Source organism: Flavobacterium cheonhonense (assembly GCF_035671315.1).
GTDB lineage: Bacteria > Bacteroidota > Bacteroidia > Flavobacteriales > Flavobacteriaceae > Flavobacterium > Flavobacterium cheonhonense.
The window spans coordinates 417,044-431,158 of sequence record NZ_JAXAVY010000002.1 but is presented as its reverse complement, the minus strand read 5'-3'; the positions used below and the strand labels follow the sequence as shown (position 1 = coordinate 431,158).

At 38.0% G+C, this 14,115-nt stretch carries 14 protein-coding genes; 4 read left to right on the top strand and 10 right to left on the bottom strand.

Annotation, left to right across the window (positions count from 1 at the left end):
- Positions 1 to 55: 55 nt before the first annotated feature.
- From SK086_RS07845 to SK086_RS07825, 5 genes are all read right to left on the bottom strand, one after another.
- Complete coding sequence (locus SK086_RS07845) at positions 56 to 616, bottom strand: helix-turn-helix domain-containing protein (RefSeq protein ID WP_324690780.1); 561 nt, start codon at positions 614 to 616, stop codon at positions 56 to 58.
- A gap of 75 nt (positions 617 to 691) precedes the next feature.
- Complete coding sequence (locus SK086_RS07840; protein WP_324690778.1) at positions 692 to 1,033, bottom strand: cupin domain-containing protein; 342 nt, start codon at positions 1,031 to 1,033, stop codon at positions 692 to 694.
- A gap of 516 nt (positions 1,034 to 1,549) precedes the next feature.
- Positions 1,550 to 1,942 carry a hypothetical protein gene (locus tag SK086_RS07835; protein ID WP_324690777.1) on the bottom strand — a complete coding sequence of 131 codons (393 nt, stop codon included), beginning with the start codon at positions 1,940 to 1,942 and terminating at the stop codon, positions 1,550 to 1,552.
- Between the two features lie 127 nt (positions 1,943 to 2,069).
- Complete coding sequence (locus SK086_RS07830; RefSeq protein ID WP_324690776.1) at positions 2,070 to 3,122, bottom strand: proline iminopeptidase-family hydrolase; 1,053 nt, start codon at positions 3,120 to 3,122, stop codon at positions 2,070 to 2,072.
- Between the two features lie 16 nt (positions 3,123 to 3,138).
- Positions 3,139 to 4,911 (bottom strand): AMP-dependent synthetase/ligase, encoded by a 1,773-nt coding sequence (locus SK086_RS07825; RefSeq protein WP_324690774.1) that lies wholly within the window; start codon positions 4,909 to 4,911, stop codon positions 3,139 to 3,141.
- Positions 4,912 to 5,031: 120 nt separating this feature from the next.
- Here SK086_RS07825 and SK086_RS07820 point away from each other — a divergent pair, with 120 nt between their 5' ends.
- The gene (locus SK086_RS07820; RefSeq protein WP_324690772.1) at positions 5,032 to 6,957 is read left to right on the top strand and encodes an LTA synthase family protein; all 1,926 of its coding nucleotides are present in this window, start codon (positions 5,032 to 5,034) and stop codon (positions 6,955 to 6,957) included.
- Positions 6,958 to 7,193: 236 nt separating this feature from the next.
- Here SK086_RS07820 and SK086_RS07815 read toward each other — a convergent pair whose 3' ends face one another.
- Together SK086_RS07815 and pyrE are read right to left on the bottom strand one after the other, a co-directional pair.
- A complete protein-coding gene (locus tag SK086_RS07815) occupies positions 7,194 to 7,586 on the bottom strand; it encodes an SRPBCC family protein (RefSeq protein ID WP_290875730.1) in 393 nt (130 codons plus the stop codon).
- 56 nt (positions 7,587 to 7,642) lie between these two features.
- On the bottom strand, positions 7,643 to 8,284 hold the full coding sequence (gene pyrE / locus SK086_RS07810; RefSeq protein ID WP_290875728.1) for an orotate phosphoribosyltransferase: 642 nt from the start codon (positions 8,282 to 8,284) through the stop codon (positions 7,643 to 7,645).
- Positions 8,285 to 8,291: 7 nt separating this feature from the next.
- Here pyrE and SK086_RS07805 point away from each other — a divergent pair, with 7 nt between their 5' ends.
- Complete coding sequence (locus SK086_RS07805; RefSeq protein ID WP_324690768.1) at positions 8,292 to 8,894, top strand: NUDIX hydrolase; 603 nt, start codon at positions 8,292 to 8,294, stop codon at positions 8,892 to 8,894.
- Between the two features lies 1 nt (position 8,895).
- Here SK086_RS07805 and SK086_RS07800 read toward each other — a convergent pair whose 3' ends face one another.
- The 3 genes from SK086_RS07800 to SK086_RS07790 all read right to left on the bottom strand — a co-directional run bounded on the left by SK086_RS07800 (position 8,896) and on the right by SK086_RS07790 (position 12,140).
- Entirely contained in the window at positions 8,896 to 10,620 is a 1,725-nt protein-coding gene (locus SK086_RS07800) for a M14 family metallopeptidase (protein ID WP_324690767.1), read from the bottom strand.
- Entirely contained in the window at positions 10,620 to 11,087 is a 468-nt protein-coding gene (gene coaD, locus SK086_RS07795; protein ID WP_290876204.1) for a pantetheine-phosphate adenylyltransferase, read from the bottom strand. Before coaD ends, SK086_RS07800 begins: the two co-directional genes overlap by 1 nt.
- A 78-nt stretch (positions 11,088 to 11,165) precedes the next feature.
- Positions 11,166 to 12,140 carry a D-alanine--D-alanine ligase gene (locus tag SK086_RS07790; protein WP_324690766.1) on the bottom strand — a complete coding sequence of 325 codons (975 nt, stop codon included), beginning with the start codon at positions 12,138 to 12,140 and terminating at the stop codon, positions 11,166 to 11,168.
- Positions 12,141 to 12,438: 298 nt separating this feature from the next.
- Between SK086_RS07790 and SK086_RS07785 the strand changes: the two genes are divergently transcribed.
- Positions 12,439 to 13,056 (top strand): PASTA domain-containing protein, encoded by a 618-nt coding sequence (locus SK086_RS07785; protein ID WP_324690764.1) that lies wholly within the window; start codon positions 12,439 to 12,441, stop codon positions 13,054 to 13,056.
- Complete coding sequence (locus tag SK086_RS07780; protein ID WP_324690763.1) at positions 13,049 to 14,095, top strand: RluA family pseudouridine synthase; 1,047 nt, start codon at positions 13,049 to 13,051, stop codon at positions 14,093 to 14,095. Before SK086_RS07785 ends, SK086_RS07780 begins: the two co-directional genes overlap by 8 nt.
- The last annotated feature ends 20 nt before the right edge of the window (positions 14,096 to 14,115 follow it).

Genomic DNA, 14,115 nt, shown 5'->3' with positions numbered 1-14,115 from the left:
ATCAATGCTTTTCTTTGTGAAGCTCTTACAGGATTGACCGGATAGTTGTTATAATTCACACATTTTCCAAATTTCTCCTTTTTTTTTCAGCTAAATTTTTATAAAAAGTAGGGGTTAGGCCTGTAACTTTTTTAAATTGAGAAGATAAATGTGCTACGCTGCTGTAGTTCATTCTATATGAAATTTCCGTGAGGTTGAGTTCATCGTACAGCAGTAGTTCTTTGACTTTTTCTATTTTATGTTCAATAATGTAATGTTCAATAGTACTGCCTTTTACTTCGGAAAATATATTAGACAAATAAGTGTAATCATGACCTAAAATATTGCTGATGTATTCAGAGTATTTTACTTTGGGAAGTTCTTCGCTGTAATGGACCATCTCGATAATCACAATCTTTATTTTTTCGATAAGTTTAGCTTTTTTATCTTCCATTAATTCGAGCCCCGACATTAAAAGTACTTTTCTTAATTTTTCCCTTTTTTCCGGTGTAATGTTTTCTCTAATATCAATTACCCCAAGCTCTACGGATGTGTAATGTAAACCAAGATTTTTCAGTTCTTCTTTAACCAACATTTTGCAACGCAAACTGACCATATATTTTATGTAAAGTTTCATACTGAGGTCGTTTAAAGTAATACTACATACCGCTTTTTGTTATGAAGTAAACAGGTATATTATTTGTTTTAGCCTTTAATCTTCATAGCCACTTTTGATAATAGTTGAAATCATTTTAAATTGCTCATTGGCATTAAAACTATGTCTTGCGTGAGCCGGTATAATGATTCCTTCGCCTAAGGTTAGTTTGTGTTTTTGGTTCTTGATGGTGATTTCGGCAGCTCCGTCAATAATTTGGATATAATTGTCATAGGGAGATGTTTTTTCCTGGAGTTCTTCACCGGCATCAAATGACGAAGCCGTGATGTTACCGGTCGTTTTTCTAATGATGGTTTTGCTTACTACAGCATTAGGAATGTATTGAATAATTTCAACAATGATATGAGATTTAGCTTTTTCGAGTTCAGTAATGTCCATGATTATTTAGTAAAATTGGTTAAATAGATACTTCATAAACATTATTTGAATATGAAATCGTATCTGATAAAGGTAGGCACTTTAAAATGATTACCACTTAATAAATGGGATTAATGATTAAAAGTCAAATCACAGCTTGTTATCAGTACAACTGTTCCCTTTTTAGGACTCATCTTTTGTTGTTTTTACTAAACTTATTCCTGACACAAAGAAAAGGAGTCCCAATATGCCATAAATTACCAATGTTCTGATATCTCTGGTGTTTTCGGTAGCTGTTAGAAAAACTTGTGCGGCATAAATAAGACTGACTATTCCCAATATAGTAAGTATGGCACCAAAAATTCGTTTTAGATTCATTGTATGAAGATTTTAAGATTGGAATATTGTATAAAAGGTAACCCTCAAATATTGTACTTATAATCCTAAAGAAATAGTATAATATTACATTTAATTTACATAATTCACATAAAAAAACGCCCGAGTTTCCTCGAGCGTTGCATTATGATGTAAAGTAATTTATTTGAGTTTTCCGTTGGTTACCGCTATGACTGCACCAACGATTGCTGCAATGACTACTGAAACCAAAACATCTACAGCAACCAATTGCCAATTTAGAGTGGCACTGTACATTCCGTTAAAGAAACTCATGGAAAGCGACATGAACAGTCCGATTCCAATGGCTAATTTAACACCGGGTACGCATTTACTAATGACTTCACCTTGGTTAAAAATGAAAGACATCATAAAACCAAAACACATACAACCCAAAAAGATAAATGTGAGGTTTTCTGCTGCACCTTCCGGTTTAGGAAAGAAATCTTTTAACAGCATACCGTAAAGCAGCCAACCCATCAGAAAATCGGCGATACCACCAACGATACCTCCGATCAGAAAGTTTTTGACATTCATAATTAATAGTTTTATTGGTTAATACTTTAAAATTAAAATTTAATTGAAAAGATAATAAGTCAACAACTATTTAATTATCAACCGAATACAGCAATAGGTTGTTAATAACCTATCTCGTAAAACAACCTTATTTTTTGGTGTTGAAAGTGCCGTTATCCACGTCTTTTAAAAACTGAATAACGCCCGGGAAGTAATGCTTTTGGTCGTCGTATTGAGAACAATGGCTGCCGTTGGGACAAAACAAAAATCGTCCGTTTTGGACTTCATTGGCTATCCATTCCATGTGTTTGGGATCCATGGTGTCGTATTTGGCTCCAATGGATAGGGTAGGAACCGTTAATGTTTTTAATTGAGAAGTGATGTCCCAATTTTTTAAAGTAGCATCTCCGGTGATACCAAATTCACTCGGTCCTTGCATGTAGACGTAAACATTAGGATTTAAATGTTTAAAAGCCCTGTTGATGGATTCCGGCCATTCCGCTACGGGAAAACGTAAGATGTGTTCTGTATAGTAGTGGTTTAACAGCAATTCCATGTATTTCGGATTGGCGTAATCTTTATTTTTTTCGAACGTTTTGATTTGGTCAAAAACTTTAGGGTCGAGTTGCGGACCTAAAACTTCCTCAGCATATTTATTATAGGCCGGAGCACTCGCCATCATATTTGAAATAATTAGTCCTTTGAGGTTTTTTTGGTATTTCAAAGCGTATTCCATGGCCAAAATCCCGCCCCAAGATTGTCCTAACAAATAAAAGTTAGAGTTGTCTAATTTCAAGGCCTTGCGCACTTGTTCGACCTCTTCCACAAATCGGTCAATGGTCCATAATCTATTGTCGTTGGGTTGGTCGCTGTAGTAAGAACCTAGCTGGTCATAATAAATGTACTCTATGCTTTCTTGCGGAAAATAACCGTCAAAACTCTCAAAAAACTCATGAGTTCCGCCCGGTCCGCCATGAAGCAAAAGCACTTTGATTTTGGGATTGTTACCCACTCTTTTGGTCCAAACTTTAAACTCACCAGCAGGTGTTTTAATCGGAATCATTTTGATGCCACCGGTAAACTGATCATCTCTTTGCGAGTAGTCGAGGTAATTTTCTTTTACGGTATTTGGTTTGTTTTCCTTACATCCGGAAAATAAAAAAAATGTCAGTAATGAATAAAGCAATAGTTTTATTTTCATGATGCGTAGCATTAGATTAACCGTATATTTTTTGGTACAAGTCTTTGTATTTTTCCATAACAATTTTACGCTTTAACTTGAGCGTAGGTGTAAGGTGACCGCCATCGATAGACCAAACATCGGGTGTTAATTCGAAGCGTTTGATTTTTTCCCAGTTGCCAAATCGTTCGTTGATTTTTTCCACTTCTTTAGCTATGCGATCAATCACGTCAGAGTTGGAAGCTATTTCTGCTGGAGTACTACCAACGTTTAGGTTTTTGCGTTTGGCCCATTCTTGTATGAAATCAAAACTTGGTTGGATAAAAGCGGCCGGCATTTTTTCGCCATCCCCAATTACCATAATTTGTTCAATGAACAAAGATTGTTTCATGGCGTTTTCAATGAGCTGAGGCGCGATATACTTTCCACCCGAAGTTTTGAACATTTCTTTCTTACGGTCGGTTATTTTTAAGAAACCGTCTTTGTCCACTTCACCAATATCTCCGGTATGGAAATAGCCTTTTTTGATCACTTCATCGGTGAGTTGTTGGTCTTTGTAGTAGCCCATCATCACATTCGGTCCTTTGCACAAAATCTCGCCATCTTCGGCAATTTTGACTTCTACATTATTGATTACACGTCCTACAGTACCTACTCGGAAACCACCGTTTCTTTGGTCGTTTACAGTAATAACGGGAGAAGTTTCGGTCAAACCGTAGCCTTCCATAACCGGCATTCCGGCGGCGGCGAACACGCGAATCAAACGATGTTGCAAGGCTGCACTTCCGGAAACCATTACGTTTAAGTTACCACCTAAACCTTCTTTCCATTTGCTGAAAATCAGTTTTCGGGCTATTTTTAATTGGAATTCATACCACCAACCATTAGCACCGTAAGGTTCGTAACGCAAACCTAAGTCGATGGCCCAAAAGAATAACTTCCTTTTAATTCCGGTTAATTCTTCTCCTTTGGCGATGATTTTGTCATACACTTTTTCCAATAGTCTTGGTACTACTGAGAAAACAGTCGGTTTAACTTCTTTAATATTATCGGACAACTTTTCAATGGATTCGGCAAAGTAAATGGACACCGAATAGTATTGGTAGATGTATAAAATAACGCGTTCGAATATGTGGCAAATCGGAAGGAAACTTAAGGCTACACTAGTACTTTCTTCAAAAGGAATGCGTGGCGAACTATCCAAAACATTGGAAACAATATTGTTGTGTGACAACATTACACCTTTTGGCTTTCCGGTAGTTCCCGAAGTGTAAATGATGGTCGCCAATTCTTCCGGTTTGACGTTGTTTTTTCGGTCTTCCACCACATCTTGATTGCTTTGGTCTTGCCCTAATTCCAGGAGTTCGAGCCAACTTTTACAGCCTTCAATTTTGTCAAAAGAATACACTTCTTCTAAAAGCGGTAATTCCGACCTAACCGCCATCAATTTTTGGTAAACCACTTCATCGGAAACAAAGCAGTATTTGGATTCCGAGTGGTTTAAGATGTAGGCATAATCTTCAGCCGCAATGGTTGGATAAATCGGCACCGTTTGTGCGCCAACTTGCAAAACACCAACATCCATAATGTTCCATTCTGTTCGGTTGTTCGAAGAAATGAGGGCTATTTTATCATTTTTTTGAAGATTCAATCGAAGCAATGCTCTGGAAATTGCATTGGCTTTATCTACATATTCTTGTGTAGAGGTAGCAACCCACTGACCGTTATATTTGGTAACGAGGCAATTAGGAAGGTTATTTTTTTTCAGCTGATAGTAGGCAAAATCAAAAAGGCGTGTGATCTCTGTCATTGTAGTCCGTTAATTTGTTGCAAATTAAGGATTATTGTTTTCAAACACAATATTAATTTTAAATATGACCGAGATAGCGCTGAAATATGTAGTTTTGCATCGTTTGTTTTTAAGCTCAAGATGAAAAAATTTCCCCGATTTTCAGAATATAAAATTTTGGTTGTCAGATTATTGTTGGCTTACCTTTTTTATTTTATTGCCCGTGTCTTATTTTATGTTTACAATCAGAATTTAATCAGTGTTGACAGTGTCTATGATTTTCTGAAGTTATGCTACCACGGACTGGCTTTTGATACCACTACCATTTTGTACACCAATGGTTTATTTATCCTTTTTTCTGTTTTTCCGTTGTTGGTAAATACCCGCAAAAATTATCAGAAAGGATTATTTTACTTGTACTTTTCAACCAATTTGTTGATGTATTCGGCCAATTTCATCGACTTCATTTATTACCGATACACCTTTAGTCGAAGTACCAGAGCTTCCTTAGATACCTTAGAGAACGAAAGCAATAAGAGCGAATTGTTCTTTAATTTTTTACTGAACTATTGGCATGTGTTTTTACTGTTTTTTGCCTTGGCTTATGTATGGATTTTACTGTATAAAAGGACCAAAGTTAAGCCTGTGAGTGAGAAGCCAACTTTAAAGTACTTTGCTACTTCTATTGCCGGTTTTTTAATTATAGTTGCGCTTTGCATAGGTGGCATTCGAGGCGATTTTAAAAAGAGTACCCGTCCGATTAATATGTTAGACGCCAGTCGTTATGTGCAAAATGCCGGACAAGCAGATGTGGTTTTGAATACGCCTTTCGCCATCATCAGAACTTGGAATACCAATACGTTTAAGAAAGTTAATTTGGTTCCTAAAGCTACGGTGGATAGTTTGCTAATTCCTATTAAGCAATACAACAACAATACACCTACCAAACCGAATATTGTTATTTTTATCTTGGAAAGTTTTGCCCGAGAATACAACGGAGCTTTCAATAAAGGTACTAAAATCCCCGATTATCAAGGTTATACTCCGTTTGTGGATTCCTTAGCACAGCACAGTTTAATCTTTACCAACGCGCATGCCAACGGTTGGAAATCCATACACGGCATGTCTTCGGTTTTGGCCGGAATTCCGTCTTTTAAAGATGCTTTTACGTCATCGCCTTATCCAAAGCAAAAAATAGAATCATTAGTGTCTACTTTAGAAAGTGTTGGCTATAACACTTCGTTTTTTCATGGCGCGCCGAATGGTTCTATGGGATTTTTAGGTTTTGGGAATATCTTGGGCTTTGACCATTATTACGGTAAAAACGAATACAACAACGACGCCGATTTTGATGGTGTTTGGGGTATTTGGGACGAACCGTTTTTCCAGTATTTCAATAAAACATTGACGCAAAAGAAAGAACCGTTTATGGCGACCTTGTTTTCGGTTTCTTCACACGAACCTTATAAAGTGCCGGAAAAATATGAAGGCAAATTTCCGAAAGGGAAAGTCAATATCAACGAGTGCATCGGCTATACCGATTATGCTTTGAAACGATTTTTTGCTGAAGCCAAAAAACAATCTTGGTACAACAACACCATTTTTGTATTGGTTGCCGATCATGGCAATACGATTGCCTATGATGAATACCGCAAAGAGTTCAACAGAAATACGGTGCCGATTTTATTCTTTTCGCCTAATGAAAAATATGTAGGTGTGAACAACGACTTAGCGCAGCAAATCGATATTTATCCTACGTTACTGGATATGATTGGGTATCAAAAACCGTTCAGAAGTTGGGGAAGGAGTTTAATCAGCGAAAAGCGCGTACCACCATTTGCTGTGAAATACGGTGCTAAGGTGTACCAATTTATGAGTGGCAATTACATTTGTACATTCGACGGTCAGAAAGCGGTTGGCTTTTACGACAAAGACGATAGAGGAATGGAAAAGAATTTGATCAAAAACCGCAATGCTGAGATGAATGCGTTGGAATTGCGTTGCAAAGCGTTTATTCAGGATTATATGGAAAGAGTGGTAGATAAGCGATTGACTACGGTGAAATGATTGCTGATTGCTGATTGAAGAATAACGATTTAAGATTGCTGATTTCCATCACAAATCAAAAATCGTTACGCTACAATCTAAAATCTTACATTATAATCCAAGATGATGCAGAAAGAGTAGCTGATATAAACGATTGGCTAATTTGAAATGATTGCTGATTGTCGAATGAAGAATAACAATTTAAGATTGCAGATTTAAATCACAAATCAAAAATCGTTACTCTGCAATCTAAAATCTTACAGTTTATTCATGTTTTGAGCTAAAGTCTCAATAAACTTCGAAATCGGACCTTTAATCATCATGGCCATCATCGGATTGAATTCGCCTTCAAAATGCAATTGTACCGCCGTTGCATTAGCTGAAACCGATTCCAAATTAGCTGTTAGGGTAAACGGTAACTTATCGCTTGCTGCAGCCAAGTTGACTTTAGTATGCGGATTGCCTTCTTTCAAACGCAATTTGATTTCCGGCATACCTTTCAAACCGAAATTGAAAATATCATCGCCCAAAACTTCAAACTTGGCAATGTTTTCCGGCATTAATTTTTCATAGTTTTTTACATCAGACAAGGCGTTGAATAAATATTCAGCTGATTGGTCTACGGTAACTTTTGGACTTTCTAAGTTCATTTTTTAGGTTTTAAGGTTTCGGGTTCAAGGTTTCGGGTTGAACTTGTAACTTGCCATTATACATTCCAGGTTGACGGACTTTTACGCCATTCCTGTAAAGTAGCTAATTCTTTTTCGGTTATATAATTTTTGGCCACAGCCAACTGTAATAAATGCTCGTAATCGGCTAAGGTATTCAATTCCACATTAGCATTTTTGAAATTGTCTACCGCCACATCAAAACCGTAAGTAAATATAGCCACCATTCCTTTAACGTGTGCGCCGGCTTCTTTGAGTGCTTCAACAGCCAATAAACTACTGTTGCCCGTACTGATTAAATCTTCAACCACCACTACATTTTGCCCTTTTTGCAAAAAGCCTTCCACTTGGTTTTGGCGTCCGTGTTTTTTAGGTTCAGGACGAACATAAACAAACGGCAATCCCATGTATTCTGCTACCAACATCCCAATTCCGATGGCACCGGTAGCTACCCCTGCAATCACATCGGGTTTTCCGAATTGTTTTTCGATATGCTTGGCGAATTCTTCACGAACAAAATTTCTAATGGCCGGAAAGGAGAGAATTAAACGGTTATCGCAATAAATAGGAGAGTGCCAACCTGAAGCCCATGTAAAAGGATTTTTAGGATTCAATTTAATTGCATTTATTTGTAAAAGCAATTCGGCTGTTTTTTCGGCTGTGTCTTTATTAAAAATCATAGTACAAATGTATAAAGTTTTTGTCAACGATAAACCACTTTTTTTAACCAACGAGGTTGCCAAGGAAACCGATTTTCAGTTGTTTTTGTTGGAAAGTGTTGATATTGAGCAGGTCATTATCAAAATGTTCCAAAACAAAATCCAAAAAGCGTATTTGTATTATCCGGATGAAAAAGCGATACTGAAAAAAGTCAAAGAGAAAATTCCCGTTTGCAAAGCCGGCGGCGGGTTGGTTTACAACAAAGCCGGCGATGTTTTGTTCATTTTCAGAAACGGAAAATGGGATTTACCCAAAGGCGGTATCGAAAAGGGAGAGGAAATAGAAGACACTGCCATCCGTGAGGTTGAAGAAGAAACCGGCGTAACCAATTTAAAAATTACCCACAAACTCCAAAAAACCTATCACGTTTTTAAACGCGGCGGGAAATACAAACTCAAAGTAACCCATTGGTACGAAATGCGCACCGACTTTAACGGAACACCTAAACCGCAAGCCAATGAAGGGATTGAAAAAGTTGCTTGGCTTGGTCCTGCCGAAATTAAAGAAGCCTTAAAAAACTCTTACGAGAATATAAAATTGTTGTTTGAAGAGGAAAAACTTTTAAAGTAAATTATTCCAAAATTCTATACACCGGATACTGCAAATGCGCCGTTTCATACCAAGGCGAATTTTTGTAAATCCAATCCAATTGCGCTTCCGGATTATCAGCAAAGGTTTTGTCTTGATTGCGTTTTTCTTCCAATTTGGCTTTAATTTCCGGATGTTGTTTTAAATATTCCGCCGCGGTATCTTCAAACACATAATCGGAATAGCCTTCTTTTTGTTGGAGTAGGGTGTCGAAAAAATTCCAATTGAAAAAACTATCAACCGCTTCGGGCTCTAAAGTCTCCAATAAATATTTCACACCGGCTTGTTGTGTTGTAAAGATATAATCGCCTTTTCTGAAATTTACTTTGGTTTCGGTAACAACAACTTGAGTATTCGAATGTGGATAATGACCTTCGTAAGCATTTTTTGCCGTTTTGTAATCGGCTATGCGATAACTTTCCACTGAAATTACGCTGTCTTTTTCGAGGCGCGTATAAGCCAATTGATTGTTGGTTAGCAATTCAATCACTTTCCATTGCCCTTGGGGAATCACGTAAGCTTTCGGGATTTTAATATTTTTCAGCGCCTTGTAAGTCCCGTAAAACGGAATCTGTTTGGTGTAAGGTTTGTTACGGTCGTAGTACAATCGTTTTCCGGTAGTTACCTCACTTTTCTTATAATCGCCTTCATAGCCGAGGAATTTTATTTTTTCTACTTTGCTGCTGTCGATAGTCCATTGGATAGGATAGGAGTTGCCCACTTGATATTGCTTGCCGTTTTCCGCTCTTTTGTTTTTGATGAGTGTCACATTTTTATCAGCATATTGCAGCGTCGACACCATAAAATCATACGTTACTTTCACGCGTTCTGCATACGGTTTCAACATGTGTGTTTCCACCACGTAGCCAAGCGAGTTGAATAGAGAAGTATAGCCCGTAGCATACCGAGGCGTATCGCTAAATTGTGCAAAACCATCAGCAGGAGTACCATGCCAAACGTTGACATACGGAGTGCTTTCGACTTTTTTCGATTGTAAATCTTTAACGATGTCAGGCGTCATTTCGGTTTTGATAAATTCGCCTAACGTATTGCCCAAACGATTGGGTTCGGTCATGATGTAGGTGAGTTTGTACTGATAATCGGCACCATTGCTCACGTGATTGTCAATAAAGATGTCAGGTGAAAAGTAATGGAAAATTTGGGTAAACGCTTGAGTATTTCGAGTATCGGTTTTGATGAAGTCGCGATTTAAGTCGAAATTCCGCGCATTGCCTCTAAAGCCGTATTCTTCCGGGCCATTTTGGTTGGCTCTGGAAGTTGCATTTCGGTTGAGTAAACCACCAATATTATAGACCGGAATGGCAATGACGATGACGTTTTTCGGAACAGTTATTTTTTGCAAAGCCAAATCCCGAAACAATTGCATAGACGCGTCAATGCCATCGGGTTCGCCGGCGTGAATACCGTTGTTGATGAGCAGGAAAAGCTTTTCGGTTTTGGTTTTGTAGTCAAACTTTTTATCGGCATCAAAAATCACTACTCGCAAAGGTTCACCGCTATCGGTTAAACCAAATGTTTGCCCTTTGATGGTTTCAAAATCGGCATCGAGTTGTTGGTAAAATCGCAATACTTCTGTATAATCAGCCGATTGGTTGCCGTTGCCTTTTTCAAAAAAAGTGGCATAAGAGTCGTTTTTTTGCGCCCATGAAGTAAGTGCAAACAGTAATAAAAGCGAAAGGACTTTCATTACTTTTCTTTTTTAACTACTACGCTATCCGGTACCAAAACGGTGTAATCGCCGCCGTTTCGGATCACATCTCTAACAATGCTGGAAGAGATATAGGAAGTTTTGGAGGCCGTAAGTAAAAACACAGTTTCAATTTGAGATAGCTTTCTGTTGGTGTGTGCAATGGCTTTTTCAAATTCAAAATCGGCCGGATTGCGCAAGCCACGCAGGATGAAATCGGCATCCAGTTTCCGACACAAATCAATAGTCAAACCTTCATAAGTGACTACAGTAACCCGCGGTTCCTCTTTAAAAGCTTCCTCGATAAACTGTTTTCGGTCTTCTAAAGAAAACATATACTTTTTATCGGCATTGATACCAATAGCCACAATCACTTCATCGAAAAGCGAAACACCTCTTTTAATAATATCATAATGTCCCAAAGTAATCGGGTCAAAGGAACCGGGAAATATTGCTTTTCTTTTCATATGGTTGTATGTTATAGGTTGTGAGTTGTAAGTTAAAAGCTGTATGACCTACAACTTATAACTTACAACTCACAACCTTTATTTATTTAAGGCCAATTCTAAAGCGTTCGTGAACAAGTCGGTTAAAGAAATTCCGGCTTCTTTGGCTTGTTGCGGAATCAAACTTTCGGTGGTTAAACCCGGAATGGTGTTCATTTCCAACATATGTGGTTCACCGTTTACGATGATAAATTCACTTCTGGAGAAGCCACTCATTTTTAAAACTTCATAGGCTTTTTTGGCTACAGCCGATACTTTGGCAGTCATTTCCGGAGAAATTCGGGCCGGCGTAATTTCTTGTGACTTGCCTAAATACTTGGCTTCGTAGTCGAAGAAGTCGTTTTCGGATACAATTTCTGTAATAGGTAATACGGTGATGTTACCTTTGTAATTGATCACGCCAACCGAAACTTCTGTGCCATCTAAGAAACTTTCGATGATGATTTCGTTGTCTTCTTTGTAGGCGTTGACAATGGCATAAGCCAATTCATCTTTGGTTTTTACTTTGGAGATGCCGAAACTCGAACCCGATTTGTTGGGTTTCACAAAGCAAGGCAAACCAACTGTTTTTAGGATGGCTTCTTCGTCGATTTCATCACCTTGATTTAAATAATAGGAAGTCGCTGTCTTAATACCATAAGGTTTCAATACCGACAATAAATCACGTTTATTGAAAGTTAAAGCCGCTTGGTAATAATCGCAGGAACTTTGTGGAATACCTAACAATTCAAAATAGGCTTGCATCAAACCGTCTTCGCCCGGCGTACCGTGGATGGCATTGAACACTACATCAAAAGTTATTTTTTCTCCGTTTACTGTTACAGAAAAATCATTCCGATCTATCGGAAATTCGTTGTCTTGCTCATCTACATAAACCCATTTGTCTTTTAAGATATGAATGCGATAGCCTTTGTATAAATTTTGGTCTAAAAATTGATAAACCACGTTGCCGCTTTTGAGAGAAATTTGATATTCGCTGGAATATCCGCCCATAATGATGGCTACTTTTTTCATTAGTAGTAGGAGTTAGGTTGGTGTTAAAGTAGTAACAAAATTATCATTTTTTTTCTTAGATAAGGCTATGTCTTTAGATTTTTAGATTGTTAGACATTTTAGATTGTTAGATTCTTAGATTTTTAGACTTCTTAGATATTATTCTTTCTAATTATCTAATAGCGAAGCGCATCTATACGCCTTTGAGGCGTGTCTAACTGTCTAATAGCGAAGCGCATCTAAACGCCTGAAAGGCCTATCTAAAATTCTAATAGCGAAGCGTATCTTTTTTATATCTTTGCTTAAATAATATTTCTTTATGAGTTTACGCCAATATTTAACCAGTAAGGTGTTTTTTGCCCAAGTATTAGCCGCTATGGCCATTTTTGCTGTAATAGCTTTTCTATTTTTTCATTGGATAACTTACACAACCAATCACGGTCAGGAAATTACGGTGCCGGATTTGAGTAAACTGTCTGCTGAACAAGCGGAAGAAAAATTGGATGCTTTAGATTTGGATTACATCATTTTGGATACGGTTGATTTTCGTCCCGAATTTCCAAAGTTAACCATAGTAGAACAAGAGCCGAAAGCCGGCGCTAAAGTGAAAGAAGGCCGAAAAATTTATTTAAAAATCAATGCATCAACCTATACTATGGTTGCCGTGCCCGATTTGATTGAGAAAACGTATCGCCAAGCCGTGCCGACATTGGAAGCGGTTGGTTTAAAAGAAGGAAACATCACTTACAAACCGTATTTAGGAAAAGATATGGTGTTGGAAATGCGCATGAACGGTAAAAAAGTAAAACCGGGCGACAAAGTGTTGAAGTCTTCTAAAATCGATTTGGTTTTGGGCGACGGAAAAGTGGTTTTTGATGATACGACTATTGATTCTACTGCGGTAGATTCTACTGATATAATGCCTGTAAATGAATAATACCAACGATAATTTCGAGTTAGAAGAGGAATTATTCGAACACCATCGCTTTGTATCGCCTAAAGGTCAAAGTTTGTTGCGTGTCGATAAGTTCTTGATGCAATTGATAGAAAACGCCACCCGAAACAAAATCCAACAAGCTGCCGAAAAAGGCAATATTTGGGTAAATGATGTACCGGTAAAATCCAACTACCGTGTAAAACCATTTGACGTGGTTCGGGTAATGCTCGAGCATCCGCCTTTTGAGAATCATATTATTCCTGAAGATATTCCGTTGAATATTGTATACGAAGACGATGCTCTATTAGTCATCAACAAACCGCCTGGATTGGTGGTGCATCCGGGTCACGGGAATTATACCGGAACTTTAGTCAATGCTCTAGCTTTTCACTTCGACAATTTACCGCTCAATTCGAGTGAACGTCCCGGATTGGTGCATCGCATCGATAAAAACACTTCCGGTCTTTTGGTTATTGCCAAAACCGAAGCCGCGATGACACATTTGGCCAAACAGTTTGAAGACAAAACTACCGAAAGGGAATACATCGCTATAGTTTGGGGCAATGTCAAAGAAGACGAAGGTACCATTGAAGGTAATATTGCGCGTCATATGAAAGACCGCATGCAAATGGCCGTTTATCCCGAAGGCGATGTTGGGAAACATGCCGTTACGCATTACAAAGTTTTAGAGCGATTTGGCTATGTAACTTTGGTGTCTTGCAAATTAGAAACCGGACGAACACACCAAATTCGCGTCCATATGAAATACATTGGTCACACTTTGTTCAATGATGCGCGTTATGGTGGCGATTTGATTTTAAAAGGAACAACGTTCACGAAATACAAACAGTTTATCGACAATTGTTTCAAAACATTGCCGCGACAAGCATTACACGCCAAAACACTCGGATTTGAACATCCGGTTACTAAAGAATACATGCGATTTGATACCGAATTGCCTGAGGATATGAAAGACTGTATAGAGAAATGGCGCAATTACTCCAAATCTCATGCGGAGGTTAATGACGAAGAAGCATAAAAAAAGTCCTGATTTAATCA

Coding starts and splice junctions, on each gene's coding strand:
- SK086_RS07845 (WP_324690780.1), bottom strand. CDS start 616: ATGAAACTTTACATAAAATATATGGTCAGTTTGCGTTGCAAAATGTTG.
- SK086_RS07840 (WP_324690778.1), bottom strand. CDS start 1,033: ATGGACATTACTGAACTCGAAAAAGCTAAATCTCATATCATTGTTGAA.
- SK086_RS07835 (WP_324690777.1), bottom strand. CDS start 1,942: ATGAATGTCAAAAACTTTCTGATCGGAGGTATCGTTGGTGGTATCGCC.
- SK086_RS07830 (WP_324690776.1), bottom strand. CDS start 3,122: ATGAAAATAAAACTATTGCTTTATTCATTACTGACATTTTTTTTATTT.
- SK086_RS07825 (WP_324690774.1), bottom strand. CDS start 4,911: ATGACAGAGATCACACGCCTTTTTGATTTTGCCTACTATCAGCTGAAA.
- SK086_RS07820 (WP_324690772.1), top strand. CDS start 5,032: ATGAAAAAATTTCCCCGATTTTCAGAATATAAAATTTTGGTTGTCAGA.
- SK086_RS07815 (WP_290875730.1), bottom strand. CDS start 7,586: ATGAACTTAGAAAGTCCAAAAGTTACCGTAGACCAATCAGCTGAATAT.
- pyrE (WP_290875728.1), bottom strand. CDS start 8,284: ATGATTTTTAATAAAGACACAGCCGAAAAAACAGCCGAATTGCTTTTA.
- SK086_RS07805 (WP_324690768.1), top strand. CDS start 8,292: ATGTATAAAGTTTTTGTCAACGATAAACCACTTTTTTTAACCAACGAG.
- SK086_RS07800 (WP_324690767.1), bottom strand. CDS start 10,620: ATGAAAGTCCTTTCGCTTTTATTACTGTTTGCACTTACTTCATGGGCG.
- coaD (WP_290876204.1), bottom strand. CDS start 11,087: ATGAAAAGAAAAGCAATATTTCCCGGTTCCTTTGACCCGATTACTTTG.
- SK086_RS07790 (WP_324690766.1), bottom strand. CDS start 12,140: ATGAAAAAAGTAGCCATCATTATGGGCGGATATTCCAGCGAATATCAA.
- SK086_RS07785 (WP_324690764.1), top strand. CDS start 12,439: ATGAGTTTACGCCAATATTTAACCAGTAAGGTGTTTTTTGCCCAAGTA.
- SK086_RS07780 (WP_324690763.1), top strand. CDS start 13,049: ATGAATAATACCAACGATAATTTCGAGTTAGAAGAGGAATTATTCGAA.